This window comes from Microbacterium saccharophilum (assembly GCF_007992455.1).
In the GTDB taxonomy this organism is placed as follows: domain Bacteria; phylum Actinomycetota; class Actinomycetes; order Actinomycetales; family Microbacteriaceae; genus Microbacterium; species Microbacterium saccharophilum.
On sequence record NZ_BKAH01000004.1, the window covers coordinates 1 to 26,200 of the forward strand.

General features: G+C 69.7%; 27 protein-coding genes, 1 tRNA gene and 1 pseudogene. 16 read left to right on the forward strand and 13 right to left on the reverse strand.

The annotated features are described in order from the left end of the window. Window positions 1–129 precede the first annotated feature (129 nt). Window positions 130–205: transfer RNA gene (locus MSA03_RS05680), tRNA-Ala, on the forward strand. A gap of 952 nt (window positions 206–1,157) precedes the next feature. Here MSA03_RS05680 and MSA03_RS14680 read toward each other — a convergent pair. The 4 genes and pseudogenes from MSA03_RS14680 to MSA03_RS05705 all read right to left on the reverse strand — a co-directional run. Beyond that, window positions 1,158–2,066 (reverse strand): annotated as a pseudogene (locus MSA03_RS14680) (recombinase family protein); the annotation flags it as partial. Between the two features lie 258 nt (window positions 2,067–2,324). Next, on the reverse strand, window positions 2,325–3,149 hold the full coding sequence (locus MSA03_RS05695; protein ID WP_147049973.1) for a hypothetical protein: 825 nt from the start codon (window positions 3,147–3,149) through the stop codon (window positions 2,325–2,327). Continuing rightward, a complete protein-coding gene (locus MSA03_RS05700) occupies window positions 3,146–3,466 on the reverse strand; it encodes a hypothetical protein (protein WP_147049974.1) in 321 nt (106 codons plus the stop codon). The genes MSA03_RS05695 and MSA03_RS05700 overlap by 4 nt, the downstream gene beginning before the upstream one ends. Continuing rightward, window positions 3,463–4,062: a replication-relaxation family protein gene (locus MSA03_RS05705; RefSeq protein WP_147049975.1), complete on the reverse strand. Its 600-nt coding sequence runs from the start codon at window positions 4,060–4,062 to the stop codon at window positions 3,463–3,465. The genes MSA03_RS05700 and MSA03_RS05705 overlap by 4 nt, the downstream gene beginning before the upstream one ends. Before the next feature lie 33 nt (window positions 4,063–4,095). On the opposite strand from MSA03_RS05705, the gene MSA03_RS05710 reads away from it, so the two are divergent. From MSA03_RS05710 to MSA03_RS14550, 10 genes are all read left to right on the forward strand, one after another. Next, entirely contained in the window at window positions 4,096–4,389 is a 294-nt protein-coding gene (locus tag MSA03_RS05710) for a DUF3817 domain-containing protein (RefSeq protein ID WP_371863075.1), read from the forward strand. A gap of 169 nt (window positions 4,390–4,558) precedes the next feature. Beyond that, a complete protein-coding gene (locus MSA03_RS05715; RefSeq protein ID WP_174799854.1) occupies window positions 4,559–5,695 on the forward strand; it encodes an ROK family transcriptional regulator in 1,137 nt (378 codons plus the stop codon). A 91-nt stretch (window positions 5,696–5,786) separates the two neighbouring features. After that, complete coding sequence (locus MSA03_RS05720; RefSeq protein WP_147049977.1) at window positions 5,787–7,319, forward strand: ABC transporter substrate-binding protein; 1,533 nt, start codon at window positions 5,787–5,789, stop codon at window positions 7,317–7,319. A gap of 76 nt (window positions 7,320–7,395) precedes the next feature. Further along, on the forward strand, window positions 7,396–8,337 hold the full coding sequence (locus MSA03_RS05725) for an ABC transporter permease (protein WP_147049978.1): 942 nt from the start codon (window positions 7,396–7,398) through the stop codon (window positions 8,335–8,337). Next, entirely contained in the window at window positions 8,334–10,154 is a 1,821-nt protein-coding gene (locus MSA03_RS05730) for a dipeptide/oligopeptide/nickel ABC transporter permease/ATP-binding protein (protein WP_244946340.1), read from the forward strand. Before MSA03_RS05725 ends, MSA03_RS05730 begins: the two co-directional genes overlap by 4 nt. Beyond that, on the forward strand, window positions 10,151–11,002 hold the full coding sequence (locus tag MSA03_RS05735) for an ATP-binding cassette domain-containing protein (protein WP_147049979.1): 852 nt from the start codon (window positions 10,151–10,153) through the stop codon (window positions 11,000–11,002). Before MSA03_RS05730 ends, MSA03_RS05735 begins: the two co-directional genes overlap by 4 nt. 8 nt (window positions 11,003–11,010) lie before the next feature. Then, window positions 11,011–11,901 (forward strand): sugar phosphate isomerase/epimerase family protein, encoded by an 891-nt coding sequence (locus tag MSA03_RS05740; RefSeq protein ID WP_147049980.1) that lies wholly within the window; start codon window positions 11,011–11,013, stop codon window positions 11,899–11,901. Then, window positions 11,898–12,956: a Gfo/Idh/MocA family protein gene (locus MSA03_RS05745; RefSeq protein WP_147049981.1), complete on the forward strand. Its 1,059-nt coding sequence runs from the start codon at window positions 11,898–11,900 to the stop codon at window positions 12,954–12,956. The genes MSA03_RS05740 and MSA03_RS05745 overlap by 4 nt, the downstream gene beginning before the upstream one ends. A gap of 4 nt (window positions 12,957–12,960) precedes the next feature. After that, the gene (locus MSA03_RS14545) at window positions 12,961–14,064 is read left to right on the forward strand and encodes a Gfo/Idh/MocA family protein (protein ID WP_147049982.1); all 1,104 of its coding nucleotides are present in this window, start codon (window positions 12,961–12,963) and stop codon (window positions 14,062–14,064) included. Further along, window positions 14,061–15,011: an ROK family protein gene (locus tag MSA03_RS14550; RefSeq protein WP_147049983.1), complete on the forward strand. Its 951-nt coding sequence runs from the start codon at window positions 14,061–14,063 to the stop codon at window positions 15,009–15,011. The genes MSA03_RS14545 and MSA03_RS14550 overlap by 4 nt, the downstream gene beginning before the upstream one ends. Here the strand turns inward: MSA03_RS14550 and MSA03_RS05760 are convergent. Both MSA03_RS05760 and MSA03_RS05765 read right to left on the reverse strand, forming a co-directional pair. Continuing rightward, window positions 15,008–15,751: an EI24 domain-containing protein gene (locus MSA03_RS05760; protein WP_147049984.1), complete on the reverse strand. Its 744-nt coding sequence runs from the start codon at window positions 15,749–15,751 to the stop codon at window positions 15,008–15,010. The genes MSA03_RS14550 and MSA03_RS05760 overlap by 4 nt on opposite strands. Before the next feature lie 146 nt (window positions 15,752–15,897). Next, window positions 15,898–16,581, reverse strand: a complete 684-nt coding sequence (locus MSA03_RS05765; RefSeq protein ID WP_147049985.1) for a DNA-processing protein DprA — start codon at window positions 16,579–16,581, stop codon at window positions 15,898–15,900. Between the two features lie 193 nt (window positions 16,582–16,774). Here MSA03_RS05765 and MSA03_RS05770 point away from each other — a divergent pair, with 193 nt between their 5' ends. Next, window positions 16,775–17,140, forward strand: a complete 366-nt coding sequence (locus MSA03_RS05770) for a sulfate permease (protein WP_147049986.1) — start codon at window positions 16,775–16,777, stop codon at window positions 17,138–17,140. A 25-nt stretch (window positions 17,141–17,165) separates the two neighbouring features. Here MSA03_RS05770 and MSA03_RS05775 read toward each other — a convergent pair whose 3' ends face one another. Next, window positions 17,166–17,501, reverse strand: coding sequence for a helix-turn-helix domain-containing protein (locus tag MSA03_RS05775; RefSeq protein WP_244946341.1), 336 nt, complete (start codon window positions 17,499–17,501; stop codon window positions 17,166–17,168). 331 nt (window positions 17,502–17,832) lie between these two features. Here MSA03_RS05775 and MSA03_RS05780 point away from each other — a divergent pair, with 331 nt between their 5' ends. From MSA03_RS05780 to MSA03_RS05790, 3 genes are all read left to right on the forward strand, one after another. Next, window positions 17,833–18,021 (forward strand): hypothetical protein, encoded by a 189-nt coding sequence (locus MSA03_RS05780; protein ID WP_147050112.1) that lies wholly within the window; start codon window positions 17,833–17,835, stop codon window positions 18,019–18,021. Window positions 18,022–18,084: 63 nt separating this feature from the next. Further along, window positions 18,085–18,300, forward strand: coding sequence for a hypothetical protein (locus MSA03_RS05785; protein ID WP_244946342.1), 216 nt, complete (start codon window positions 18,085–18,087; stop codon window positions 18,298–18,300). Continuing rightward, window positions 18,293–18,718, forward strand: a complete 426-nt coding sequence (locus MSA03_RS05790; RefSeq protein ID WP_147049987.1) for a hypothetical protein — start codon at window positions 18,293–18,295, stop codon at window positions 18,716–18,718. Before MSA03_RS05785 ends, MSA03_RS05790 begins: the two co-directional genes overlap by 8 nt. On the opposite strand, the gene MSA03_RS05795 is transcribed toward MSA03_RS05790, so the two are convergent. The 4 genes from MSA03_RS05795 to MSA03_RS05810 form a co-directional block, all read right to left on the reverse strand. After that, window positions 18,715–19,278 (reverse strand): flavodoxin family protein, encoded by a 564-nt coding sequence (locus MSA03_RS05795; RefSeq protein ID WP_147049988.1) that lies wholly within the window; start codon window positions 19,276–19,278, stop codon window positions 18,715–18,717. The genes MSA03_RS05790 and MSA03_RS05795 overlap by 4 nt on opposite strands. A 44-nt stretch (window positions 19,279–19,322) precedes the next feature. Further along, the gene (locus MSA03_RS05800) at window positions 19,323–19,973 is read right to left on the reverse strand and encodes a response regulator (RefSeq protein ID WP_028495588.1); all 651 of its coding nucleotides are present in this window, start codon (window positions 19,971–19,973) and stop codon (window positions 19,323–19,325) included. Then, entirely contained in the window at window positions 19,970–21,673 is a 1,704-nt protein-coding gene (locus tag MSA03_RS05805) for a sensor histidine kinase (protein ID WP_170245459.1), read from the reverse strand. The genes MSA03_RS05800 and MSA03_RS05805 overlap by 4 nt, the downstream gene beginning before the upstream one ends. Window positions 21,674–21,761: 88 nt before the next feature. Continuing rightward, window positions 21,762–22,250, reverse strand: coding sequence for a universal stress protein (locus MSA03_RS05810; protein WP_081782674.1), 489 nt, complete (start codon window positions 22,248–22,250; stop codon window positions 21,762–21,764). Window positions 22,251–22,516: 266 nt separating this feature from the next. On the opposite strand from MSA03_RS05810, the gene nagE reads away from it, so the two are divergent. Beyond that, on the forward strand, window positions 22,517–24,406 hold the full coding sequence (nagE, locus tag MSA03_RS05815) for an N-acetylglucosamine-specific PTS transporter subunit IIBC (RefSeq protein ID WP_244946343.1): 1,890 nt from the start codon (window positions 22,517–22,519) through the stop codon (window positions 24,404–24,406). Between the two features lie 12 nt (window positions 24,407–24,418). Here nagE and MSA03_RS05820 read toward each other — a convergent pair whose 3' ends face one another. After that, window positions 24,419–25,129 (reverse strand): SOS response-associated peptidase, encoded by a 711-nt coding sequence (locus tag MSA03_RS05820; RefSeq protein WP_028495590.1) that lies wholly within the window; start codon window positions 25,127–25,129, stop codon window positions 24,419–24,421. Between the two features lie 35 nt (window positions 25,130–25,164). Continuing rightward, window positions 25,165–26,196: an App1 family protein phosphatidate phosphatase gene (locus tag MSA03_RS05825; RefSeq protein ID WP_028495591.1), complete on the reverse strand. Its 1,032-nt coding sequence runs from the start codon at window positions 26,194–26,196 to the stop codon at window positions 25,165–25,167. Window positions 26,197–26,200: the final 4 nt, after the last annotated feature.

Here is a 26,200-nt window from a genome sequence, read left to right on the forward strand (position 1 = left end):
GACAGTTCGATAGACCGCGAAGGCCGTCCAGATTCCTCTAGGTCCAGTCGCATATGCTGGCAGTCACCACCACCGGAGTGAAGCCAAAGGGCAAGATTCCGGGGGTTTTGGGCATCCGCGAGACCATCCGGGCCTGTGGCGCAGCTGGTAGCGCACCTGCATGGCATGCAGGGGGTCAGGGGTTCGAGTCCCCTCAGGTCCACCATAAGAGTCTTACTCGAATCACCGTCCTCGTAGATGCCGGTGAGTAAGGCTTCAGTAAGTCCGACAAGATCTGATAACAAGAGACCGCCCGCCAGGGCGGTCTCTTGTTGTTGTGGGCCGGTGTGCCTTTGCTTCTCGGCATGAGCACTCGTATCGGCTGCTGTGCGCGGAAGGTGCGCCGTGTAGGCCATCCAGCCTCGCTGTGCCGCGAGGAGCTCGCGAAGCGGGACTTTCACGTCATCCCCGATCACGTCGTCGTGGGCGACGTAGATGTTGTTGAAGATGGCTTGGTTTAGTGCGCGGCGCACTTCGTCGCCTGCACTCATGTAGAGCGCACGCACGTCGGTGAGCAGTGCAAGGAATGCCTCGATGTGCCGTTTGCCTGCGTCAAGGTCCGCTGTGGTCTTGGAGAGTTGTTCGCGGAGTGTCTCTCGCTCGCGGCCGACTTCTCGAAGGCGTTCTCGTATGCGCTCCTGTGGGAGCGAGCCGTCGGACGCGAGGTCGAGGAGGTTATCCTCTTTCGCTTGAAGCGCCTTCAACCGGTCCTCGAGCTGGCTACGTCGAAGGTGCTCGGCGTTCGATTGATCACGGAGCGCGGCTTCGAGGTTCTCGCGCACAACCTGGATGAACTCGGGGCTGAGCTCGATGGTCTTGTAGTGCTCTTCGACTGCGGCTTCGATGTTGTCGACGTTCACGTAGGGTGCGTCGCAGGTGCCGTCTTGGGCGCCGCGGCAGAAGAAGTACCAGTACTCGCCGCCGTGCCGTCCGACGGTGCGTTGCTGGATGAGGCGTCGGTTGGTCTGCCGTTCGAGGCGGCAGTGTCCGCACCACAGGCTGCCCTTGAGGTAATGCGTGTGGACACGGCGACGCTCGTTGGCGACGCCACGAGTGCCGAGCACGCCCTGGACATGGTCGAACAGCCCCTCGTCAATGAGCGGTTCGTGCCGGCCTTTGTAGACCTCGCCTTTGTAGGTGATCTCACCGATGTAGTACCGGTCGCGGAGCATCCGCTGAATCTTCGTATCCGAGATCGGCCCGGCCGGGCGACGTGCTGTCGGGCGAGTGGTGAGTCCGCGGTCCGTGAGTTCATCGGCGATGTCCTGGAATGAGTGCTGCCCAGTGGCGTACATCTCGAACGCAAGCTTCACGAACGGTGCGCGTTCTGGGTCGATGGTGGCGGTGCGCACTTCGCGGCCCTCGATGCGGTCGATACTGTTCTGGTAGCCGATCGGGGCGCGTCCGATGGTGCCACCGTTCTTCGCCTTCTGTCCCATCTTGTAGGCAATGTCTGCGCCGTCCTCGCGGGAGCGGTATTCGTTGAAGGCGGCGAGGATGCCGTGCATGAGCTGCCCGACGGGGGTGGCGTCGATCTGCTCGGTCGCGGAGACGAGGGTGACTCCGCGCTTTTGCAGGTCTGCCATGACGACCGCGTCGTCGATGCGGTTGCGGGCGAAGCGCGAGAGCTTGTAGACGATGACGTAGTCGACGTCGCGGTCGCGGCGGATGCGTTCGAGCATCTGCTGGAAGGCGATGCGTTTGGTCATCTCGGTCGCGGAGCGGCCGGGTTCGAGGTATTCGCCCACGATCGTGAGGCCGAGCTGCTCGGCCTTACGGGTGCAGGAGATGCGCTGCGCGGGGATGGAGATGCCTTCCGGGTCGTAGTCCGTATTGACCTGACCCTTGCTGGACACACGCAGGTAGATGACCGCCCGCGATCCGGGTGGTGCGTCCACGCCAGCGAACGCATCAACACTGGAGAACGCGTCGTAGGACTCCGCCTCGTCCAGGTCGATCACGACTGGTTGCAGCGACGGGGGAGCGGCGGCGAACGGGTTCGGGCCATCGAGTTCGGGCACGCTCATCGCTGCCCTCCTTCCGTGCGGGCGAGGGCTGCAACCGCGACTGCGGCGAGCTTTCGAGAGAGATGTGGTGGAGTGGGCGCCCCCGAGTTTCTCGGGCCGGGGCGCGGGCCTGATGTCAGTAGTCTGATCATGCGGGGTGTGCTCCGTTTACTCTCTAATTTTACCGTTTTATCGGCGTTTTTCCGTTGTGAAATGGGCAACGGTGGCTGTCTGCCGTGGGCGAACTGGGCTGGTCCGCGGATCTGTGGCGGGGCGCCGCTACTTGATGAAGGCATGGAGCGCCTCCTTCAGCTCGACGATGTCGTACACGTCGCGGAGCCGGGCCATGAGCGGCGCGTAGTTCCACTCCAGAGCCTCGTAATCGACCCCGTTGTCGATGCACCAGTCCGCGAGACTTGTCTCCCAGTCTTCGAGCGGGCTAAGAGCACGCAGCGCGTCTTCCTCGCTTGCGTAGGTGCCGGCGAAGGCTTCGTGGAAGCTCTCCATAATGTTGTCGGTTCCGGCGCTGACGTCGGGAAGGGACAGGAACGCCTGGAGGGCGGGGTCTTCGGGGAGCTGCAGGGTGGCCAGTAGCTCGATGAGCTCGTCTTCTTGGCCGCTGTGCCAGTCGGCCGGCATGTGGACGATGAAGCGTTCGCTGCCGATGGGGATGCTGGTGCGCACGAGGAGTTGGCCGAGCTTCGGCGGCAGGTGCTCATTCATGAAGCGTCGGCCGGTGCCCGTGTTCTCGCGCTGCACCAGGTAGGTGCCGAGCCAGTCGATGAGTTCCTTGGTGACCGGGTCCGCCTGCTCGGAGCTATATAGATCGAGGTATTCGTCGCGCAGCGAGAGGTAGTGGCCTTCGCCGGTGCGGCCGAAGTCCGCGAGGTGAGATTCTCGTCCGTAGGCGCGGCCGAGGACGTGTGCGATGCAGCGGGCGGTGCCGTCGTCGATCTCGGTGTTCTCGGCGAGCGCCTGGGCGATGCCGTCGGAAATCATCTGGCCAAAGCGGCCCTTCGCGACCTCGAGGCGGCGCCAGTCTGGAGTCTCTCGATCCGATGCCGGTCGCGCTTCAGCGGTGGGGTGCTGTTCGTGTTCGCTCATGAGCGGTGCCCTCCGCCCGTGATTATGTAGCGGCCGAGCGCATCGACCCAGGCTTCGCGTTCCAGCGGTACCTGAACGTCGCCGAGTTCGGCGAGGGCTTGGTCGGCGATGAGTTCTCCGGTGGCGGCGAATTGGTGGAGTGCGCTGTGGGGGCCGGAGTGCATGGTGGCGGCTAGGAGCCGAGCGATGCCCTCGTCGATGTCGGTGCTGTCGCCGTCCGCCCAGTCCTCGAGGATCCGCATGGCGGTCTCCGCTTGGTCGAGTGATGCGGGGACGACGCGGGCGAAGTCGAGGGCGAGTTGAGTTGATGAAGTCATGGGTGGTGATCCTCCTTTCGAGGTGAGTCGGTAGTGGTGGGCGGCCCGTACGGGGCCAGGGTGGAAAGTGCGTCTTCTGTCGTGATGACCGTGAACAGGTCGGTGTCGAGGTTCCGGTCCTTCTCGATGGCCTCTCGCATGGCGTTGGCGCGTAGCTCATCTGGAGCGATCCAGACGACGGCCGGGTAGAGGCCGCGGAGGCGTTCCTCGCTCCCGTCGCGGTAGTACCTCTGGTAGAGGTCGCACTTGCGGCGGATGGCGGGCAGGTGCTCGGTGCCTCGGTCGACTTCGATGAAGAAGTGGCTCTCCGTCTCGCTATCGGCGGTGACGGCCAGCAGGTCGGGCTTGAGCGTCAGGACGCCGGAGCCGGATTGGAAGGTGCGCCAGCATACGGGTTCGGGTTCGAGCTCGAGCACTTCGTAAAGGCCGAGACGGGTGTGTTCGAGAAGCTCCACGGCAACGTCCGCAACCGCCAGGGTGTGCAACACGAACACCGAGCCGGGCTGCTGAAACTTGCGTCGGTCTGGGTCACCGCGCAGCGCCCGCAGGAACCGTTCACCGGCCGGGGCGAGCTGACGGTCGGGGGAGGCATCCACGGTTTCGTCTTCCTCGCGTATGCGGCGACCGCGGTGCTGGTGGCGAAGAACCAACGCTGGCGCGCGGGACCCACGGTCGTCGCGATCGCCAGCGCGATCGTGCCGTACGCGACGATCCCGACCGAGATCTGGCTGCACCGCGGCGGTCGCCTGGCGGGGGAGTGGAGACGCGAGCCGACGTCGGATGTGCGGGACCGTGCCTGGCACGACCGCCTCATGCGGCAGCTGCTGCGCCGCCCGTGGATCCTGGGCGTCCTCGTGATGCTCGTGGTCGCTGCGGTCTTCGTCGCCCTGCTGATCATCGGCCCGCCGGGCGGACGCGCGTAGTCGCGGGAGCCCCGGGGTCGGTGTCGAAACGTGGCCGCGGGGTCCGGTGATGTCGAATTTGTTAACGAGACCGCCGTAATCCTCGCGCCCGGTAAATTCAATGTTTCTGCCTCGTAACAGTTGCTTCGAGGGGGTGACAAGAATTTGTTCGTACGTTTTACTAACGTTCATGTCCATCGATCAGTCCTCGGGGCGCGCGCTCCGGCCGACGCGCAAGGTGATGCCCGAAGAGGCTCGCCGCCACAACCGCGCGCTCGTGCTGCAGACGCTCTACACGACGACGGGGCTCAGTCGCGCGGACCTCGCACGCGAGACGGGACTGACGCGCGTCACCGTGTCGGACCTCATCGCCGAGCTGATCGTGGACGGCCTGGTCGTCGAGGCCGGCCTGAGCAAGCGGGCCGGTCCGGGTAAGCCCGCGACCGCGCTCGAGTTCGACGCCAACGCCTTCCAGATCATCGGCATCGACCTGAGCGGACACTCGCTGCTGAGGGGCGCGCTCATGACCCTCGACGGGCGAGTGGTGTCGCGGCTCGACGTCCCCCTGCGCGGGCGGACGGGCGAGGACGCGATGGCGCTCGTCGACGAGATCGTCGACGAGCTCCGACTCGCCGCCACACAGCCCCTGCTCGGCGTGGGGATCGGCTCCCCGGGCATCGTCGACCTGGCCGGAGTCGTGCTCACCGCCCCGAACCTGGGCTGGACCGACCGGCCGCTCGAGGCCGAGGTCGCCCGGCGATCCGGGCTCCCGGTCGTGGTCGCCAACGACGCGAACGTCGCTGCCCTCGCCGAGCACAGCTTCGGGGGCGCCTCGAGCGACATGATGCTCCTGAAGATCGGACGCGGCGTCGGGGCCGGACTGGTCGTGGCCGGCACCGCCGTGTACGGCGGCGCGTTCGCGGCGGGAGAGATCGGACACGTCGTCGTCGGCGATGACGGGTCCGAGTGCGTCTGCGGCAAGAGCGGATGCCTCGAGACCCGGCTTGCCGCACCGCGACTGGACGCGGCACTCGCCGGCGCGAGCTCGCCCGCGGAGCACGACGCGATCCTCCGGGAGGCCGGCCGATGGGTCGGGATAGCCCTCGCCCCGATCGTCGGCGCGCTCAACCTCAGCGAGGTCGTGCTGAGCGGCCCCGTGCAGCTTCTCGACGGTCCTCTCGTCGAGTCCCTGATCGACACCCTCCGCGCGCGCACGATGGCCCAGTTCCACGGGTCCGTGAAGGTGCGGATGACCAGCCTCGGCGACGACATCGTGTTGCGCGGCGCCGCGGCGATGGTCCTCTCGAGGGAACTCGGGGTGTCGTGATCCGCAGATCCCCTATCGACAGCTCGTCCCGTCCCACCGCAGCAAACCCGCATCCCGTACCCGACCGTGGCTCGCCACAGAGAAGAAGATCATGAGAAGAATCGTCCAGATGGGCACGCTGGCCCTCGCCGCCGCCCTGGTGCTGACCGGCTGCGGCGCCGGAACGTCCGGAGACAGCGACGCCGGCGCCGACACCCCGCGCGAACTCGTGCTGGGCAACAACGGCGACGTGCTGTCGTGGGACCCGGGCGAGATGAAGGAAGGGGCGATCATCAGCTATGCCGAGGCGGTGTACGACCCCCTGCTGCGCAAGACCGCCGACGGTGAGATCGAGCCGAACCTCGCGACGGAGTTCACGTACAACGACGACCTGACCGAGCTCACGCTCACGCTGAAGGAGGGCGTCTCGTTCACGGACGGCACCCCCTTCGACGCCGAGGCCGTCGTCGCCAACGTCGCCGCCCGCAAGGCGGGCACGGGCAGCGCGTCCGAGGCTGCGAAGTCGATCGAGAACGTCGTCGTCCAGGACGACTACACCGTCGTGCTCGACCTCGTCGCCCCGAACCCCGGGCTGCTGGCGGCCCTCGCCACCTATCTGGGCTTCATGGCGAGCCCCGCGGCGCTCGAGGCCGGCACGATCGGCACCGACCCGGTCGGATCGGGACCCTACGTCTATGACGCGGCGAACTCCGAGGCCGCCGCGAGCTACGCATTCGAGCGGAACGAGGACTACTGGAACGCCGAGGCGTACCCGTTCGACACCGTGGTGATCAAACCGCTGACCGACTTCACCGCGCGCTTCAACGCCCTGACCACGGGTCAGATCCAGTTCATGTACGGCACGCCGGACATGGTCGATCAGGCCGAGGCCGAGGGTCTGACCGTGCAGACGGTACCCGGCGAATGGCAGGGCATCATCCTGCAGGACCGCGCCGGAACGCTCTCGCCGGCGCTCGGCGAGGTCGAAGTCCGCCAGGCGATCAACTACGCGCTCGACCGCGAGACGATCCTCGAGACGTACTACAACGGATTCGGCCAGGTCTCGACGCAGACCTTCAACCCCGCCTCGCAGGCCTGGGTCGAAGCGCTGAACGAGGAGTACCCGTACGATCCCGAGAAGGCGAAGGAACTGCTCGCGGACGCCGGTTACCCCGACGGCTTCGAGATCCCGATCTCGTACTCCGAGGGCTTCATGACGCCGCTCGTGCCGATCGTCCAGCAGTACCTGGCGGAGGTCGGCATCACGATGACCCCCGTGCCGATCAACGGGTTCGCCAACGGCGGTCTCGAAACGCTCAAGGGGCAGCCGGCGTTCATGCTGTCGTTCTCGACGAACATCCCCGCCTGGACCGACGTGCTGAACAAGCTGACCCCGACGTCGCTGTGGAACAACTTCAAGTACACCGACCCCACGGTGGAGGCGTTGTTGGCCGAGATCCCGCTGACGCAGGGCGATGAGCAGACCGAGCTGTACCAGGAGCTGAACACGCACCTGGTCGAGGACGCCTGGTTCGCCCCGATCGTCCTGCAGCAGAACGTCTACCTGTCGAGCGACGACATCGCGGTGACGATGCAGCAGGCCCAGCTCATCCCGAGCCTGCGGTTCTTCGCACCCGCCGACTGAGTTCCGCCCGATCGCGGGGGCGGGCATCCCGCCCAGGATGTCCCGCCCCCGCGATCAACGAAAGGTACCGCCGAACATGGTGAGATTCGTTCTCCGGCGACTCCTGGCCGGGGTCTTCCTGGCCTGGGTCGTCGTGACGGGGATGTTCTTCTTCCTCGCGCTGACGGGCGCCGATCCCGCGCGCGGGGCCGTCGGCCTGTACGCCACCGACGACCAGGTCGCCGCCAAGCGGGCCCAGCTGGGCCTCGATCGGCCCCTCCTCGAGCAGTACTGGGACTGGCTGTCCCACGCCGTCCGCGGCGACCTCGGCACGTCGTCCGCGCAGAACGCCGATGTCCTCGAGCTGCTCGTGAGCCGGCTGCCCGTGACCGTCTCGCTCGCCATCGGCGCCGTCGTCGTGGCCGCCGTCATCGGCGCAACGCTCGGCCTCATCGCCGCCATCCGTCCCGGTGCCATCGACCGCGTCCTGCAGGTCGTGATGGTGCTGGGCTTCGGGCTGCCCAACTTCTGGATCGCGATGATCCTCGCCCTCGTCTTCGCCGTGCGTCTCGGATGGTTCCCCGCGACCGGCTACGTGCCGTTCCTCGACTCGCCCGTCGGGTGGCTCTCGAGCATCGTCCTGCCCATCATCGCGCTCTCGATCGGCTCGATCGCCGCGATCGCGCAGCAGCTCCGGACCTCCGTCATCACCGTCTCGTCGCAGGACTACGTGCGGACGCTCCGCAGCCGCGGCCTGCCCGCGCGCCGGATCCTGCTGACGAACGTGCTCCGCAACGCCGCGCCACCCGCCCTGACGATGCTGTCCCTGCAGTTCATCGCCGCGATGAGCGGCGCGGCCATCGTCGAGCGCGTGTTCGGACTCAGCGGCATCGGCTCCGTCGCGATCAACGCGAGCGGCAACAGCGACATCCCCGTGATCATGGGCGTCCTGCTGTTCACCGTGCTGCTCATCGTCACCGTCAACCTCGTGATCGACATCGCGTACAGCGCGCTCAACCCGAAGGTGCGTGCCGCGTGAGCATCCCCGACCCCGGATCCATCGCCGTCGACAACGCGGCGCCCGTCACGCTGCGCCGGCTGCGCCGGTTCGTGCGCAACCCCCTCGGCATGATCGCGGCCGGCATCCTGCTGCTCGTGGTCCTCGCGGCACTGTTCGCCCCCGTGCTCGCGCCGCACGACCCCAACCTCATCGTGCTGTCGCAGACGCTGCTCGGGCCGAGCGGCGAGCACCCGCTCGGAACGGATGCGAGCGGTCGCGACGTGCTGAGTCGTCTGCTGTACGGCAGCCGGGTCAGCCTCGAGGCGGGCGTGATCATGATCGTCACCGCGATGGTGGTCGGCATTCCGTTCGGTCTGCTCGCGGGCTACTACGCCAAATGGATCGACGGGATCTCGAGCTGGGTCGCGAACCTGCTGATGTCGCTGCCGGAGATCCTCATCATCGTCGTCGTGATCACGACGCTGGGGAGCGGCCTGGCGCCGACCATGATCACCCTGGGTCTGCTCGCCTCGCCCGACCTGTTCCGCCTGACCCGCAGTGTCGTCGTGAACGTGCGTTCGGAGCTCTATGTCGATGCCGCCCGCGTCTCGGGCCTGAGGGATGGCCGGATCATTTTCCGGCACGTTCTGAGCGTGGTCGTCGGGCCGGTGCTCGTGCGGGCATCCTTCGTCTTCGGCCTCGCCATCATCGTGCAGTCCGGCCTCGAATTCCTCGGATTCGGCGACCCCACGAGGCCGAGCTGGGGCGGGATGCTCAGCGAGGCGTTCCAGACCTTCTACCGGGCGCCCGAACTGGTGTTCGCGCCCGGTGCCGCGATCGCGCTCACGGTGATGTCGCTCGTCGTGCTGGGGGCGGCGATCGCGGACGCGCTCGGGACGGATCGCATGACCGCACCCCGCTCGCGCGGCGCGCGGCGTGCGCGCAAGGCCGCGGCGATCGTCGCCGCACCGACGGCCCACGCGGCGCCCGCGAGCGGCGCGGGCGCCGGTCCGGACGCCGGCGCACCGGCGGCGCTGCTCAGCGTCGAGGGCCTCCGGGTCGCGTACCCCGCCGGCGACGGCCGCGAGAAGGTGGTGCTCGAGGGCGCCACCCTCCACGTCGACCGCGGGGAAGTGCTCGGCGTGGTCGGCGAGTCCGGCTCGGGCAAGTCGCAACTCGCCTTCGGCATCCTGGGCCTGCTGCCGGTGGAGGCGGTCGTCTCCGCGGAGCGCGTCGTCCTCGACGGGGAGTCCCTCCTGGGTCGAAGCGAGCGTTTCCTCGAGGGTCTGCGGGGAACGAAGATCGCGTACGTCCCGCAGGAGCCGATGTCGAATCTGGACCCGTCGTTCACGGTCGGCGCGCAGCTGATGCGCCCCATGCGCCACAACCTCCGCATCTCCCGCGGCGAGGCGCGCAAACGAGCGCTCGCCCTGCTCGCACGCGTGGGGATCCCGGATCCGCCGCGCACGATGCGCGCCTATCCGCACGAACTCAGCGGCGGAATGGCTCAGCGCGTGCTGATCGCCGGTGCCGTGTCGTGCGATCCCGAACTGCTGATCGCGGATGAGCCGACGACCGCGCTCGACGTCACCGTGCAGGCGGGCGTGCTCAGCCTGCTCCGAGAACTGCAGCAGGAGAGGCACATGGGCATGATCCTCGTGACCCACGATCTCGGCGTCGTCGCCGACATCTGCGACCGCGTCGCGGTGCTGCGCAGCGGCGAGATCGTCGAGACGAAGCCGGTCGCGGAGCTGTTCGCCGCGCCGGAGCATCCGTACACGCGAGAGCTGCTGTCGTCGACCCTCGACGCCGCGCCCACGCGCGCCGAGCGGGTGCGGGCGGGAGGCGCGTCGTGACCGCGCCGCTGCTGGAGGTCTCTCACCTCGACGTCGCATATCCCGTCAAGGGATGGCGGCGCCCCGACTTCCCGGCGCTGCGCGACGTGTCGCTCGCCATCGAGACGGGCGAGACGCTCGGGCTCGTCGGCGAGTCGGGCTCGGGCAAGACCACGCTGGGACGCGCGATCCTGGGGCTCGCCCCCGTCACGGCCGGAGACATCGCCTTCCAGGGCGCGCAGATCGCCCGCCTCCCGCGGTCTGCGCGACGTGCACTGAGCAAGGACATCCAGGTCATATTCCAGGATCCGTATTCGTCCCTCAACCCGGCGATGACGGTGTCGGACATCCTCGCGGAGCCACTCACGGCGGGTGGCGCGTCACGCGCCGACGCCCATCGACGCGTGCGGGAACTGCTCGACCGGGTCGGACTGCCCGCCGACGCCGCTCGGCGCCTGCCGCGTGAGTTCTCGGGGGGTCAGCGCCAGCGCATCGCGATCGCGCGCGCTCTCGCCCGCGGCCCCAAGCTCATCGTCTGCGACGAGGTCGTGTCTGCGCTGGACCTGACGACCCAGGCGCGCGTGCTCGACCTGCTCATCGAGCTGCAGGAGAACACCGGTGTGGCATACCTCTTCATCTCGCACGACCTGAGCGTCGTGCGCCACATCAGCCACCGCGTGGCCGTGATGCTGCGCGGACGGATCATCGAGGAGGGTGACGCCGAGACGGTCACGAGCACGCCCGCCGAGCCGTACACGCAGCGCCTGCTGCTCGCCTCGCCCGTCGCCGATCCGGTCGAGCAGGCCGCCCGGCGCGCCCACTACGACTCCCTCCCCCCGATAGCCGCCCCGAAAGTCGTCGAGAAGTAAGGTCCCGCATGCAGTTCGGTTTCAGTTCATACAGCTTCTACCAGTACCTCCGCGATGGGCGGATGTCGTTGTTCGACGTGATCGACTGGATCGCGGAGAGCGACGCGACGCACATGGAGATCGCGACGGTGTCGCTCTCGCCCGAGATCTCGAACGACACCTCGACGCTCGACCAGGACCCGGAGTTCGTGGCGGCGATCGGCCGGCATGCCGGGGACGCGGGAGTGACGCTGTCGAACCTGGTCGTGCCGGGCGACCTGCTCGGTCCGGGGGCAGCGGCCAGCATGGCGCGCCTCAAGCGGCACATCGACGTCGCGGCCGAGCTCGGCATCCGGCTCTTCCGCCACGATGTCGCCCCGTGGGCGATGAAGGACCGCGACGTGGCCGACTTCGAGGCACTGATGCCGCGCATGGTCGACGGATGCCGCGAGCTGGCGCAGTACGCGGCCCAGTACGACATCACCACGAGCGTCGAGAATCACGGCCTGCTCATGAACGGCGGCGAACGGGTGCGGCGGCTCATCCACCTGGTCGACGAGCCCAACTTCCGGACGACGCTGGATGTCGGCAACTTCCTCTCCGTCGACGACAACGCCGCGGTCTCGGTCGCGCTCAACGCCCCGGTCGCCTCGATCGTGCACCTCAAGGACTTCTACATCCGTCGCGAGTACCCCGGCGAGGGATGGCACCACACCCCCGGGGGCATGTACCTGCTCGGTTCCATCGTCGGATACGGCGACCTCGACATGCGCCGCATCGTCGAGGGGATCGTCGCCTCGGGTTACGACGGATTCGTCTCCATCGAGTTCGAGGGCATCGAAGACGCGCTCGTCGGTGCCGAACGCGGGCTCGCCAACGCCATGCGGCTCTTCGCCGACGCCTCGGCGGACCGCCCGTGAGCGCCCTGCACGTCGCCGTCATCGGCGCCGGGAGCATCGCCGCCATGCACATGGGCGCCTACCAGGCGCACCCCGACGCCGTACTCGTCGGCGTCTACGACATCCGGCCGGACCGCACGCGCGATGTCGCCCGGGCGCGCGGCATCCGCGCCTATGCCTCGCTGGACGAGCTGCTCGCAGACCCCGTCGTCGAGGCGGTCAGCATCTGCACGTGGAACGACAGCCACGCCGAGATCGCTGCGCGAGCGGTGCGCGCGGGCAAGGACGTGCTGGTCGAGAAGCCGCTGTCGAAGACGGTGGCCGAGGCCGAAGAGCTCGAGGCCGTCGTCTCGGAGAGCGGGCGGATGGTGCAGGTCGGGTTCGTGCGCAGGTTCTCCTCGAACGCCCGCGTGTTGAAGTCGTTCGTCGACGCGGGCGAGCTCGGCGAGCTCTACTACGCCCGGGCGACCAACATCCGGCGCATCGGCAACCCGGGCGGCTGGTTCGCCGACAGCGCCCGCTCCGGGGGCGGCCCCCTGATCGACATCGGCGTGCATGTGCTCGATCTGTGCTGGTACATGATGGGATGCCCGCGCGCCGTGACCGTGAGCGGCGTGACGGACTCGCGTCTCGGCAACCGCGCCAACATCACCTCGCTCTCGCGGTACACGGTCGCCGACTACGACCCCGACCTCAGCGACGTCGAAGACCTCGCCACGGCCCTCATCCGCTTCGAGAACGGCGCCTCGCTCCTGCTCGAGACCAGCTACTCGCTGCACGCGGCCGAGGACCGCCTCGCCGTCGCGGTCTTCGGTGAGCGCGGCGGCGCCGAACTCGAGCCCGAACTGCGCATCGTGCTGGAGAAGCACGACACCGTGCTCAACGTCACGCCGCAGGTCGACCTGCTGGCGTTCGACTTCGAAGAGGGGTTCCGGAGCGAGATCGGCGCCTTCGTCGACGCGTGCCGCGGTGTCGGGCCGCAGCTCGCGCCCGTGGAGCACGGCGTCGAGATGATGCGGATGCTCGCGGCCGTCTACGAATCCGCCGCGCTCGGCCACGAGATCTCGCTGCGCTAGCCCGATGTCACGCTCCATCGCTCCCGGTCGCCCGGTGCGGGTCGGCCTCGTCGGCTGCGGCAACGTCAGCGGCCAGTACCTGCTCAACCTGGATGCACCGGCGGTGCTCGATGTCGTCGCGTGCGCCGACGCGCAACCGGCGCGCGCGGACGCGACGGCCCGCGCCTTCGGCATCCCGCGTGCCGTGGCCGTCGACCAGCTGCTCGCCGACGACGACATCGATCTCGTCCTCAACCTGACGAATCCGGCGGGCCACGCCGAGGTGTCGCTCGCGGCCATCGCGGCCGGCAAGCACGTGTATACGGAGAAGCCGCTCGCGGGCTCGCTGGCGGAGGCCGACGAGGTACTCGCGGCCGCGGCCGCGCGGGGCCTGCGCGTCGGATGCGCCCCCGACACGTTCCTCGGCCCCGGGCTGCGGCGGTGCGCCGAACTGATCGCCGACGGAGCCATCGGCGTCCCGGTCTCGGCCAACGCCTTCATGATGACCGCCGGACCCGAGGCGTTCCACCCGGCCCCGGAGTTCCTGTACCAGCCCGGTGCGGGCCCCCTGATGGACGGCGGGCCGTACGGGGTGTCGGCCCTCGTCGCCCTGCTGGGTCCGGTGGCGAGCGTCTCCGGCGCGTCCACCCGCGGACGGGATACCCGGTCGGTGCTGACGGGCGCGCGTGCGGGGTCACGCTTCCCCGTCGACGTGCCGACGCACGTCGCCGCCCTCCTGCGCTTCGCGCGCGGCGCCGTGGCGACCCTGGTGACGAGCTTCGACGTGCACGGAACGCGCACGCCGCGACTCGAGGTGCACGGCACGACCGGCTCGCTGATCTGCCCCGCCCCCAACGCCTGGGGAGGGCCGGCGTTCCTCCGTTCCGCGGGTGCCGAGGGGTTCGACGAGGTCCACATCGACGGCGGCGAGGGCAACCGCATCGGCATGGGCCTGCTCGAGATGGGATCCGCACTCCAGCAGGGACGCGCACCGCGGGCGAGCGGCGATCTTGGCCGGCACGTGCTGGAGGTGCTCGAAGGCATCCGCACATCCGACGAGCGGGGCGGTGGCGCGGTCGACATCCGGCACGGGTACGAGCTCGTCGCCGAAGGCGGGTCGCGCGCGTGAGGGTGGGCATCGACATCGGAGGCACGAAGACCGTCGGCGTGCTGCTGAACGATCCCGCCGGCGGAGAGGTCGCCGCCGGGGCCGCCGCGGGCCAGGTCGCCCAGACGTTCCGGATGCCGACGGGCCACGGCAACGCCCAGGTCACCGCGACGGCGCTCGCCGTGGTCGAGGAACTGCTGCATCGCAGCGGTCTTCCGGCCGAGGCGGTCACCTCGATCGGCGTGGGCGTGCCCGGTGTCGTGGACGGCGACTCCGGCGAGGTTTCGCACGCCGTGAACCTGGGGGTCACGCGCCTGCCGTTGCGGCGGGAGCTGGCCCGGCGCTTTCCGGGTCGGATCACGGTCGAGAACGACGTGAACGCCGCCGCGGTGGGCGTGTGGCATCTGCTCGCGGAACCGGGGATCGAGTCGATGGCGTACCTCAACCTCGGCACGGGGCTGGCCGCCGGACTCGTGCTGGACGGACGGCTCCGGCGCGGGGCCCGGGGTACGGCGGGCGAGATCGGTCACATCCCGGTCGAACCCGGCGGTCCCCTCTGCGCGTGCGGACAGCGCGGATGCCTCGAGCTGAGCGCCTCGGGCGCCGCCATCGCGCGGCTGTGGCCCGGGAAGGGCCCGCGCGCACTCGCGGGACTGATCGCGGCGGCCGACGCGGGCGACCCGGTCGCCGTGTTCGCGCGCGGAAAGCTCGTGGACAACATCGCGGCGGCGGTACGCCTGCTCGTGCTCACGGTCGACGTCGACGTGGTGGTGATCGGTGGAGGCATGATCTCGCAGGGGAGCCCGCTCATCGCGGCCGTGCGCGCGGTCCTCGACGAGTGGGGCACGCGTTCGGCGTTCATCGACTCGCTCGAGCTGAGCGCGCGCGTGCGATACGCCCCGAGCGCGAGCGCCGTCGCGGCGATCGGTGCCGCGCACCTGGCGGTCGCGTCCGGGGTCTCGGGCTAGGCGCCGACCTCGCGCACGGGCTCGACGAGCGATCGGGCGAGGACGGTCGAGCCGACGACCGCCGCGGGCATGATCAGCACGGCTCCGAGGGGCACGAAGAAGCACAGTTGCGTGGCGACGCCGAAACCGAGCGCGCGGGCCCGGTGGCCGCGCAGCAACGCGCGGCGGGCGGTGCGGTCGATGCCGCGCGCGGTCAGAGCACGCGAGGAGAGCTCGTCGGCCAGGAGCCAGCCCGTCATCAGGATGCCCGCCACCGCGCCGACGAAGCCACCGACCAACGGGATGAGCCCCAGCAGACCTGCCGCGACGGCGATGGCGATGCCGCGTGCGACGAGCGACACCCCGTCGCCGACCGACCGCCAGAATCCGTACTCCGCCTCCGGCGGCGGGCCGCCCAGCTCGCGCTCCGCCGCGCGCCAGATGCGGTCGTAGAACGGCTCGCCGATCAGCAGGGTGAGCGCGGTGAACGAGATCGCGATCAGCACGAGCGCCGCGCCGAGCACCGCGGTGCCCGCCGCGACGCGCACGACTCCCGCCCACAACGACGGCCACCCGTCGGCGAACGGCGTCATCCACTCCGCCAGCGCCGGCAGGTGGAGGGAGAGCGCGACGAGACCCGCGAAGAGCGCGATGCCGACGACCGCCGCCGGGACCAGGCCGAGAGCCATCGTTCCGGGCACGCGTCGCCACATGGCCAGCCCGCGGCCGAGGAACGCCACGCCGGCGAGGAATTCGCGCATCGCTCCAGGCTACGGTGCCGCGTGCGAGCGGAGTGCTCCGCGAAACACGGGTGCCGCCCGGCGCCCCTATGCTGGGCGCCATGAGTGCCCCCGCCGCCGCCACCGTCGAACCGCTGATACCGGCTCGGCTGAAGCACAAGCGCGAGTCATCCGACCGCAAGGCAGCCGCCCTGCTGCTCATCTTCACCGCGCTGGCGATCCAGAAGACCGACATCGGCGACACGACCGAGCAGCTCGCTGTGGCCCGCCGGATACGCGCGATCAACGCCATTCGCCAGGACGGCGATGGTGTCTCCACCGGCGACGAGCGCCGCGCGATGGGCGGCACCTTCGATGCCGTAAGCACCGCCTGCGACGACGATCCGCTCGGCGGCAGCCAGATCGGAGGTGAGCGTCCCGGCGACGTGCTCGCCATAGGAAGTTGAAGCTCGTGCGCCGGTGAGGGTCACGAGCTCGACGAGTGGGCGTGCGAGGAACGACGACGCCCCGCGAGTCCACAGCGCGTACGGGGCTCGCTCTCCGAGATCGCCGAGCGAACTGGGCCATTCGTCGTCGCCGGGGATCAAGACGCCGAGCCCCATTCGCCGTGCATGGAGGAGACGCTCGCCAAGTGAGTCGACGCCCGGAGCGGCGAAGTGTCCGCGCCAGACCTGGGCGTCAACGTCGCCGAGGCCAGGTACAGGGTCGTCGGACTCGGCCAGCCGCAGGGTTTCGACGCCGTCGACCGCGGCGAGCAGGTGACCCGTCGCGGCGTCGTCCGGTTCAACGAGCATCGACAGCACCATCCGTGCGGTGCGCTCGTCCCGTGCAATCTCACTCAAGCTCGGCATGGTCGTGCTCCCCTCGGGCTCATGCCTGAGAGGTGCGCAGAGAGCGACCCGGTCTTCCGTGCGCGCCAAGCCCGGCGTACAGTGTGAGACGAGGCAGGTTCTCCTCATATTGCGGGTCCTCCGGGACGGCCCTCGGGCACTCATACACGTTCTGCCTCCTCGACGGAGAAACACGTGTGTTGAGAGGCCCACCATGTTCCGCTTCATCTGGATGCTCAGCGTCCGTACCCGCGACTTCCTCCACCGCTACATGCCGAGCAACCGGCTGCTCGCTGCCATCCGCACGCGGCGCGGTCTCAAGTGGGGGTTCCCCGCCATGCTTGTTGCCGCCCCCTACGTCCTGGTCGCAACCATCTGCTCCAGCCTCGTCGCCGACGGCGGCCCCGGTTGGCTTCACTTGGTCGTGTTGTGGGGGTGTTGGAACGCCTTGAAGTTCATCGTCATGGGTCCGGTCAGCGTCGTGCTGCTCGTCCGTGTGCGTATCCGTGAGGCGATGGTCCGGCGCGACGAGCGGCGCGAGGCGCGTGCCGACGAGCGCGAACCCCTCGTGCTCGCGTAAGGCTCAGCTCAGGGAACATCGCGGGTCAGGAGGCAGTGGCCATCCGGCTGCGTCGTCCACCGCCCCCGCGAATCGGAACGCCATGCTCGGCCAGCGCGCGGCGAACCGCCTGCGGCCCCGCACCGACCTTCAAGCCGACCTCTACCAGCGTCAACCCGCTGTCGTAGAGGTCGGCTGCTTCGTGAATGCGGCAAGGGTCGAATCGTCCACGGCGGATCGGGACCTTCCGCCGCGTCAGATGCTCCGCGACCGTCCGGCGGTGGATGCTGAACAGCGAGGCCAGCTCAACGAGCGTCGCGCCGTCGCGGTACCTCGCCACCAGCTCGTCGACTTGCTCGGCCCGAAGAAGGGTTTGAGCCATCCCAAGTGAACGCACCATCCGACCCCTGGAGTCCACCATGGAGGGGCGAGACGAGCGTCGGTCCTGCTTGTAGAACCCGCGCGACCTGCGCAAAGACAGGGTCTTCAGGTGTGGGCAGGGGTTCTCAAACTCTCTACGGAGGTCCACGACAATCCCCGGTTCCCCCGGGGATTTCGTGTTTCCGGCGGCGTTCGCGAGCGAACGGCAGGATCGAGCGTGACGGGTGTGGCGCATGAGGCGCATCCGCCCCGCCGGCCACACCCGCTCCTGCGGATCGCCCATCCCATCGCCCACGCCGGTCCGCTCGGACTAGGGTGAGGGCGTGAAGAGCATGTGGGCGTGGTTCGTCGCCGGCGCGATCCTCGTGATCGTCGGGCTCATCTGGACCCTGCAGGGTCTCAACGTGCTGGGCGGCTCGGCCATGAGCGGCTCGTCGCTGTGGGCGACGATCGGGCCGATCGTGCTGCTCATCGGGCTCGTGCTCATCGGGATCGGGGTCGCCCGCCGCCGCAGGACCTGATCACCCGCGCGACGCGGGACGTTCGGCCCACCGTACGCAGCGGGGCGGGGCCATCGTGGGGGCATGAACACCATGGATGCCGGCGGGCGCCGCGGCGTGCGGGTCGTGGAGAAGGCGGGCCCCTGGGGCTTCTTCTTCCTGCTCGCGTACATCGGCGCCGCCATCTACTTCGTCTCCCAGTCCGGCGGTACGTTCTGGGGCGTCGTCCTGGGCCTCCTCCAGGCGGCCGTGTGGCCGGTCTACCTCATCTACCTCGCTCTGGCGGGGCTCGGTGCGTGAGGTCGGACGGCGCGGCGTGCGCGGCACGCTGCTCGTGCTGACGGCCTTCACGGCGCTCACGGCGACGGCGGGCGGCGTCACGCTGATGTGGGGGAGCCTGTCCGGTGCGTCGTCCGTCCTGGTCCCGCCCGCCGAGTATCTGCAGGGGAGCCCGTTCGGAGATTACCTCGTCCCCGGGATGCTCCTGGTCGTCGGCATCGGGGGGACGCACGCCCTGGCGTTCGTCGCGTGGTTGCGCCGCCGGCGCTGGGCTCCGCTGGCGGCCGTGGTCGCCGGCTACGCGTGCCTGCTCTGGATCTTCGTGCAGATGGTCGTCATCCCCTTCAGCGCGCTGCAGGCGCTGTACTTCGGCATCGGCTGCCTCGAGATCGGCCTCGTCCTGCTGGCTCTCGGGGTCTGGCCGTCGCGGACAGGTTAGGCGCGGGTGTCCGCGCTCTCCAGCAGCCGCGCGCCCAGGAGGCGTCCCCACTGCTCGGCCTCCTCGACCTGGCCCGCCACGAGCGCGCTGTCCTTGTCGACGAGGAAGCTCCGGTAGTCCGCGAGCGGCACCGCGCCGCGCTTGCGCAGCCGCTTGTCGATGCCCGCGGCGGCCGACCCGCTGAAGATCCGCGGCATGTCGGCTCGCGTGTCGTACGCGGCGAAGCCGCGCGCCGGGAGCGGCGCCGCCGCGAGCCACTCCCGTACGCCGTCGCCGTCGTAATACGGCTCGAGGTGCAGGTGCGACGCCGCCCGCGCGACCCAGTTCGCCGCGTCCGCGCGGGTCTGCGGGCGGCTCAGCCCATGGGCGTGCGTCGGCGCACCGACGATCAGCAGGTCGGCGGACGCCAGCCCGCCCGCATCGTGCACCGGCACCACCTCGACGTGGGCGGCCGACCGGAGGCCCGCGCCGATCGCCTCCGCGATGCGGCGCGTCGCGCCGAACATGGACTCGAAGACGATGGTCGCCGTCACCCGCGTGGAAGGCTCGTTGGTGGTCATGGCTTCACCTTCCGCCGGCGGACGGCGCCACGGGGGGACTATGGTCACTCGGGATCGATCGTGGGCCTCTCGTCCCGGTGCTCGAGTTGGAACACGGCGGCCTGGGTCCGCCGATCGAGACCCAGCTTGCTGAGCAGCGACGAGACGTAGTTCTTCACGGTCTTCTCCGCCAGACCCAGCGTCTCGCCGATCTGGCGGTTCGTCATCCCGTCGGCGATGAGCTTCAGGATCTGGCGCTCCCGCAGCCCCAGCGATCCGAGCCGTGGGTCGGCGGCGCTCTCCCGGATGCGCGTGCTCGCCCGTCGCACCATCGAGGGATCGAGCAAATTCCTTCCCGCGGCGACAGCGCGGATGGACTCGACCAGCCGGTTTCCCGCGATGTCCTTGAGCACGTACCCGGCCGCTCCCGCCAGCACGGCCGCGGAGATGGCGGTGTCATCGTCGTAGGCCGTCAGGATGAGACACGCGACCTCCGGCATCCGGGAGCGGATGGTGCGGCAGAGGTCGATGCCGCTCCCGTCCGGCAGGCGGACATCCAGGACGACGACATGCGGACGCGTCGCCTCGATCCGGCGCAGCGCGTGGGTGAGATCGCCCGCTTCGCCGACGACGACGAGATCGGGCTGCATTCGCAAGAGGTCGGCGATGCCGCGGCGGACGACCTCGTGATCGTCGACGAGGAAGATCTCCGTCATCCCGCGCTCGTCTCGGATGCCGTCATCGGTATGCACCATCGCACGGATGTGCCCGCCCTGCTCGATTCGACGTGCAGGTCGCCCCCGTGGCGCTGCGCGCGGTCCTGCAGGTTCTGCAGTCCGCTCCGGCGCGTCCGCGTACCCATCCCATCGCCGTCGTCGGCGACATGCACCGTCAGCCAGCCGTTGCGTGCGGTGACCTCGACCGAGATGCGATCGGCGTCGGCGTGCCGGACCGCGTTGCTGAGGAGCTCCCGTGCCGCGGCGACGACATCCTCACTGCGCCGGCCGCCGACCGCATGGTCGATGGGCCCGCGGAAGCGCACCGTGGGCGGGCGCGACATGTGGCTGGACAGGCCCGCCACGACATCGATGACGCGGTGGCGCAGAGTGTCGGCATCCCGGGCGGAGAGCGCGAAGATCGCCGTCCGGATCTGTGCGATGGCGTCATCGAGCTCGCCGACGGCGGCGTCGAGGCGATCCGCCGCCGGCCCCGGCTCGAGGGCGCCGGCCACCGCGCGGACCGTGAGCCCCGCGCCGAACAGCTGCTGGATGACGTGATCGTGCAGGTCACGGGCGATACGGGCTCGCTCGTCGGCGAGGAGCGCCCGCTCCTGCCCCTCGCGGGCGTGGGCGAGGTCGAGAGCCAGGCTGGCGCGCGCGCCCAGTTCCGCGGCGGCCGTGACGTCGGCGGGCGTGAAGGCTGCCGCACCGGGAGCCCGCGCGACCGCGACGATGCCCCACAGCCGGGTCTGGGAGCGCAGCGGGATCGCCATCGCCGGGCCCGCCGCACCGGCGGCGCGCACCACGAGCGGGTCCGCTGCCGGGCCGGAGCGGTCCTCCGCGACACGGGGGAGCGCATCCCGGATCACGGCGCCGGCGAAGGTGTCCGCTTCTGCGAGCAGCGCGCCGCGCAGGCTCTCCTCGTCCGATCCCCGCGCCGCCGCGACCTGCAGGAACCCGTCGTCGTCGGCGACGAGCAGGACGGCCACGCGGTCGGCGCCTGCCACCTGGTGCACGCGCGTCGCGAGGAGGTCGAGCGCGGCCGCACGCGGGGTGGACAGGAGGGCAGCGGACAGCTCGACGGCCGCCGTCATCCATTCCTCCCGTGCTCGCGCCTGCGCGAAGAGGCGGGCGTTGGCGATGACGAAGCCCGCCGTCGTGGCGAGCGCCTCCACGAGCGCCGTGTCCTCGTCGGTGAACTTCCCGCGCCGGCGGTTCGTGAGGTAGAGGTTCCCGAACACCTCGCCGTGCACGCGCACCGGCACGCCCAGGAAGGAATGCATCGGCGGATGGTGCGGCGGGAAGCCCACCGCCCGCGGGTCGGAGGAGATCTCCGGCAGGGCGATGGATGCCGGATCGGTGATGAGCGCGCCGAGCAGTCCATGGCCCTCGGGAAGATGGCCGATGCGGACCGCCTCGGCATCGGTCATCCCCACGTAGACGAACTGCTCCAGGCCGTGGCGATCCGGGGCGATCACCCCGAGCGCGCCGTACTCCGCGTCGACGAGGTCCGCGGCGGCGCGCGCGATCCGGCGGAGCACGATGGGAAGGTCCAACGGCTGCACGACGGACTGCGTCGCGGCCAACAGGGCGCGCAGTCGATCCTCCGCCGCGAGGACGAGTCCCACGGGCGGCTGGTCCTCCGCAGCCGTCGCAGCCGCCGCTCCGCCCACCCCGCCCCCTTCGGCCACCGTCACCGTCACTGTACGACCGGTGGATCACGCGGCGGAAGGCGGCGCCCAAGGTCGGCCGCGGGGGCTCACGCGCCCCCGCGGCCCTCGGACCTCACGCCGGTGCGGCTGCGGCGTGACGTCCGGGCGCCGACCCGTCGTCCTCGACGGCGACGTCGGCGCGGAGGATGAGCACCGGGCAGCGGGCGTGCGCCGCGCAGGCATTGCTGACCGAGCCGAGCAGCAGACCCGCGAACCCGCCATGGCCGCGGCTGCCCAGGACGAGCATCTGCGCATCCTTGCTCGCCCCGATGAGGGCGTCGGCCGGCGACCCGGGCAGGGTGGTCGCGGTGAACCGCTCGGGAGGCGTGCCTCCGAAGGCGGCGGTGACCGCCTCGTCGAGGGCGGCGCGGGCGTGCTCCTCCGGTGACCAGTCGCCCAGGAGCGCGTAGTCCACGTACGGCGGGTAGACCCAGGTCGTGATCGCCTCCAGCGGAGCGTCCAGCACACGGGCGAGGCGCGCCGCGTAGCGCAGCGCGGCGATGGAGGATGGCGACCCGTCGACCCCGACGATGATCCGGTCCGTGTCGGTGTGCTCGCTCATGGCGTGTCCCTTCTCGCAGGTCGGTCTTCCCTGCCACTCTGCGTCGCGCGGCCCCCGCTCCGTCGGGTCGAAGGTCCCGCGAGGGCGGTCGCCAAGACGGCACCGGTCCACGCCGCCGCCGCGGGGCGAACCGGCGACGCACCTGAACGCTTCCTGTGAACGGGCGGGATCGTGTGTAGCCTCCCAGTCGTAGGCGCCCCCGGGGCGCGTCATCCCTTCGGGTTGGAGAGTCCATGAAGTTCTTCCAAAGACTCGGCAGATCGATCATGCTTCCGGTGGCCGTGCTGCCGGTCGCGGCGATCCTGTCCGGCATCGGGTTCTGGATCAAGAGCGCCAACGGCGGCGACCACAACGTCGTCTCCGCGTTCCTCGCGGCGGCCGGCGGCGCGCTGCTGGACAACCTCGCGCTGCTGTTCGCCATCGGCGTCGCCATCGGCATGGCGCGGAAGTCCGACGGCACCTCGGCGCTGGCGGGCCTCGTCTCGTGGCTGACCGTCACGACGATGCTCAGCCCCGCGACGATCCAGACGCTCACCGGCGCCACGATCGAGGACGTGGACCCGGCGTTCGGCAAGGTGCAGAACGTCTTCGTCGGCATCATCTGCGGCCTCATCGGCGCGTGGTGCTACGACCACTTCAAGGACACGAAGCTTCCCGACGCGCTGTCGTTCTTCTCCGGCAAGCGCTCGGTCGCCATCGTCACGGCGGGCCTCTCGCTCGTGGTCGCGATCGCGCTGATGTTCATCTGGCCGATCGTCTACGGCGGTCTCGTGACGTTCGGCGAGTGGATCGCCACGCTCGGGCCCATCGGCGCCGGCATCTACGGCTTCCTCAACCGACTGCTGATCCCGCTGGGCCTGCACCACGCCCTGAACTCCGTGTTCTGGTTCGACGTCGCCGGCATCAACGACCTCAGCAACTTCCTCAACGCGGACGGCACCTTCGGGGTGACCGGCCAGTACATGACGGGCTTCTTCCCGATCATGATGTTCGGCCTTCCCGGTGCCGCCCTGGCGATCTACCTGACCGCGAAGACCACGCGGAAGAAGGTCACCTACGGCATCATGCTGTCGGCCGCGTTCGCCTCGTTCTTCGTCGGCGTCACCGAGCCGCTCGAGTTCTCGTTCATGTTCCTGGCGCCCTGGCTCTACGTCATCCACGCTCTCTTCACCGGCATCTCGATGGTGATCGCGACGCTCCTGCCCGTGCGGATGGGCTTCGGCTTCTCGGGCGGCTTCATCGACCTCGTCCTGCAGTGGATGAACCCGCTCGCACAGAATCCCTGGCTGATTCCGGTGATGGGCGTGTTCTGGTTCTTCGTCTACTTCTTCACGTTCCGTTTCGTCATCAAGCGGTTCGACCTGAAGACGCCCGGCCGGGAGGACGACGCGGATCTCGTCGACGACGACACGGTCGCCTCCACGGCGACGGGTTACCACGCCACGGCCGCGAAGTTCATCGACGGGCTCGGCGGCGCGGAGAACATCACCGACCTGGACAACTGCGCGACCCGCCTGCGCATGGAGGTCGCGGACGTCTCGAAGGTCGACGAGCGCGCTCTGAAGCGTGCCGGCGCCGCCGGCACCGTGAAGCCCGGCGGGAAGTCGGTGCAGGTCGTCTACGGACTGAACGTGCAGTTCGTCAAGGACGCCATGGAGGACATCATCGAGGGCCGGCACGTCGTGACCGCCGCGCCGAATGCTGACATCCCGGCGTCGGGCGGACGCACCGCGGTGGCGGCACCCGCCGCCGCGAGCCTCGCGCTGCGCCAGCCGGTCGCCGGCCGGGTCCTGCCGCTGTCGGAGGTGCCGGACGAGATGTTCGCGGCCGGCACGATGGGACCGGGCATCGCGGTCGAGCCCACCGGGAACACGATCGTCGCTCCGGCGGACGGCACCGTCGCGTCGGTCTTCCCGACCGGACACGCCATCGGGCTGGTGCTGGAGGACGGCACGGAGCTGCTCATCCACATCGGCATCGACACCGTCACGCTGAAGGGCGAGGGCTTCCAGACGCTCGTCACGGCCGGGCAGTCGGTGACCGAGGGCACGCCGCTCGTCCGGTTCGATGCCGCCAGGATCCGCGCGGCGGGGCTGTCGACCATCACGCCGATCATCGTCCTCAACAACGAGAACGCGAGCGTCACCCTCCGGTGACGCGGGTCTGGGTCAGCTCGCCGGCTCGATGAGAGCCGGCGAGTTGTTCCGGACGTTGCCGACCGCGCGGTCGACGACGTACGACTCGAGCGTCTCGGCGAGGGCCGGAGCCGCGTCGATCGCGGCATCGAGCACGTCGCCGACGTTCTCGGTGGTCGGGTCCAGCCACGCGTCGGCGTGGTCGGCGTCGATGAACAGCGGCATCCGATCGTGGATGGAGCCGAGCGGCCCGACGGCGTCGCGCGTCATGATCGTGAAGCTGAGCAGCCAGCGGGCGGGGTCGTCGTCGGCCTTGCCGGGGTCCTTCCACCACTCGTACAGACCGGCGAACAGGAGGGGCGATCCATCGGCGGGGTGGATGAAATGCGGCGTCTTCACGCCGTCCTCCGTCTTCCACTCGTAGTACCCGGTGGCGGGGATCACGGCGCGGCGCTTGATGAGCGCCTGCCGGAACATCGGCTTGTCCTCGACCTCCTCGGAGCGCGCGTTGAACGCGCGCACGCCGACGGACGGGTCCTTCGCCCAGGCCGGGACGAGCCCCCAGCGCGCGGACTCGAGCCGCCGGACGGGCGGCTCGCTCTTCGCGGAGTCGAGGACGATCGCCACCCGATCGGTCGGGGCGATGTTGTACGAGGGCGCCGGGAGGTCCTCACCCTCGACGTCGACGCGGAGGACGTCCACGAGCTCGGATCCGACATTGGCCACCACGAAACGACCGCACATGCCGCCAGCGTACGCGGGGTCGCCGACACGCCGGGTCAGTCGGCGTCGAGCACGCCCACTTCGGAGAGCCGGTCGAGCAGGCCCGCGCCGTCCGGCCCGGTGACCCACGGCACTGCCGCGGCGGAGTGGTCGTTGACGGCGGTCCGGCCACCGGCCAGCACGGCCTCGGCGGGGGACAGGCGGCGGATCGCGACGGCCGTCACGTGCCCGGGGAACTCGCTCGTGAAGCTCGTGTAGAGGTCGTCGTCATGCTGACCGTCATCGCCGATCAGCATCCACTTGACGTCCGGGAACTCGCGCGCCAGCCGCCGCAGGTTCTCCTGCTTGTGCTCGCGGCCGCTGCGGAACCACCGGTCATGCGTGGGACCCCAGTCGGTGAGCAGCAGCGCGCCGAGCGGGAAGAGATGCCGGCGCAGGAAGCGCACGAGGGTGGGCGCCACGTTCCACGCGCCGGTGGAGAGGTAGACGACGGGGGAGCCCGGGTGATCCCGGACGAGGCGCTCCAGCAGCACGGCCATGCCGGGGACGGGCTGGCGGGCGTGCTCGTCGAGGACGAAGGAGTTCCACGCCGCGACGAAGGGCCGCGGCAGTGCCGTGACCATGACGGTGTCGTCGACGTCGGAGATGACGCCGAACCGGACATCGGCGCCCACGACGAACACGCGGGTCTCGACGGGCTCGGAGCCCTCGACCGACATCGTGATGGCCTGCCAGCCGGGGGAGAGCCGGGCTTCGATCACGGCGTCGATGACGCCGCCGCGGTCGGCGACGACCTCGTGCGTCACCCCGTCGATCGTGATGGAGACCTGGGCGAAGCCGACCGGGACGGCCGCGAAGCTCCGCCAGCCGCGGACGCTCGCGTACTCGCCGCGCTGCGTGCGCACCGGCGGGACGATGAGGGCGCGGCCCAGCACGCGGACCCACTGCTCGCTGCCGTACCCGGGGTACGCCGCGACCGTCGGAAGCTGCCCGCGCCGGCGGGCACGGCGCTCCCGCCAGGAGTGGAACCGGTACTCCAGGCGCGCGAGCCACAGGATCTTCGCGCGGGCGTTGCGGGGGGTGGGCATCGAC

Bases quoted from the DNA above. Each gene is read 5' to 3' on its own strand.
- MSA03_RS05695 (WP_147049973.1), bottom strand. From the start codon at position 3,149: ATGAGCGAACACGAACAGCACCCCACCGCTGAAGCGCGACCGGCATCG.
- MSA03_RS05700 (WP_147049974.1), bottom strand. From the start codon at position 3,466: ATGACTTCATCAACTCAACTCGCCCTCGACTTCGCCCGCGTCGTCCCC.
- MSA03_RS05715 (WP_174799854.1), top strand. From the start codon at position 4,559: ATGTCCATCGATCAGTCCTCGGGGCGCGCGCTCCGGCCGACGCGCAAG.
- MSA03_RS05720 (WP_147049977.1), top strand. From the start codon at position 5,787: ATGAGAAGAATCGTCCAGATGGGCACGCTGGCCCTCGCCGCCGCCCTG.
- MSA03_RS05725 (WP_147049978.1), top strand. From the start codon at position 7,396: ATGGTGAGATTCGTTCTCCGGCGACTCCTGGCCGGGGTCTTCCTGGCC.
- MSA03_RS05740 (WP_147049980.1), top strand. From the start codon at position 11,011: ATGCAGTTCGGTTTCAGTTCATACAGCTTCTACCAGTACCTCCGCGAT.
- MSA03_RS14545 (WP_147049982.1), top strand. From the start codon at position 12,961: ATGTCACGCTCCATCGCTCCCGGTCGCCCGGTGCGGGTCGGCCTCGTC.
- MSA03_RS05760 (WP_147049984.1), bottom strand. From the start codon at position 15,751: ATGCGCGAATTCCTCGCCGGCGTGGCGTTCCTCGGCCGCGGGCTGGCC.
- MSA03_RS05765 (WP_147049985.1), bottom strand. From the start codon at position 16,581: ATGCCGAGCTTGAGTGAGATTGCACGGGACGAGCGCACCGCACGGATG.
- MSA03_RS05770 (WP_147049986.1), top strand. From the start codon at position 16,775: ATGTTCCGCTTCATCTGGATGCTCAGCGTCCGTACCCGCGACTTCCTC.
- MSA03_RS05775 (WP_244946341.1), bottom strand. From the start codon at position 17,501: ATGGCTCAAACCCTTCTTCGGGCCGAGCAAGTCGACGAGCTGGTGGCG.
- MSA03_RS05780 (WP_147050112.1), top strand. From the start codon at position 17,833: ATGTGGGCGTGGTTCGTCGCCGGCGCGATCCTCGTGATCGTCGGGCTC.
- MSA03_RS05785 (WP_244946342.1), top strand. From the start codon at position 18,085: ATGAACACCATGGATGCCGGCGGGCGCCGCGGCGTGCGGGTCGTGGAG.
- MSA03_RS05795 (WP_147049988.1), bottom strand. From the start codon at position 19,278: ATGACCACCAACGAGCCTTCCACGCGGGTGACGGCGACCATCGTCTTC.
- MSA03_RS05800 (WP_028495588.1), bottom strand. From the start codon at position 19,973: ATGACGGAGATCTTCCTCGTCGACGATCACGAGGTCGTCCGCCGCGGC.
- MSA03_RS05810 (WP_081782674.1), bottom strand. From the start codon at position 22,250: ATGAGCGAGCACACCGACACGGACCGGATCATCGTCGGGGTCGACGGG.
- nagE (WP_244946343.1), top strand. From the start codon at position 22,517: ATGCTTCCGGTGGCCGTGCTGCCGGTCGCGGCGATCCTGTCCGGCATC.
- MSA03_RS05820 (WP_028495590.1), bottom strand. From the start codon at position 25,129: ATGTGCGGTCGTTTCGTGGTGGCCAATGTCGGATCCGAGCTCGTGGAC.
- MSA03_RS05825 (WP_028495591.1), bottom strand. From the start codon at position 26,196: ATGCCCACCCCCCGCAACGCCCGCGCGAAGATCCTGTGGCTCGCGCGC.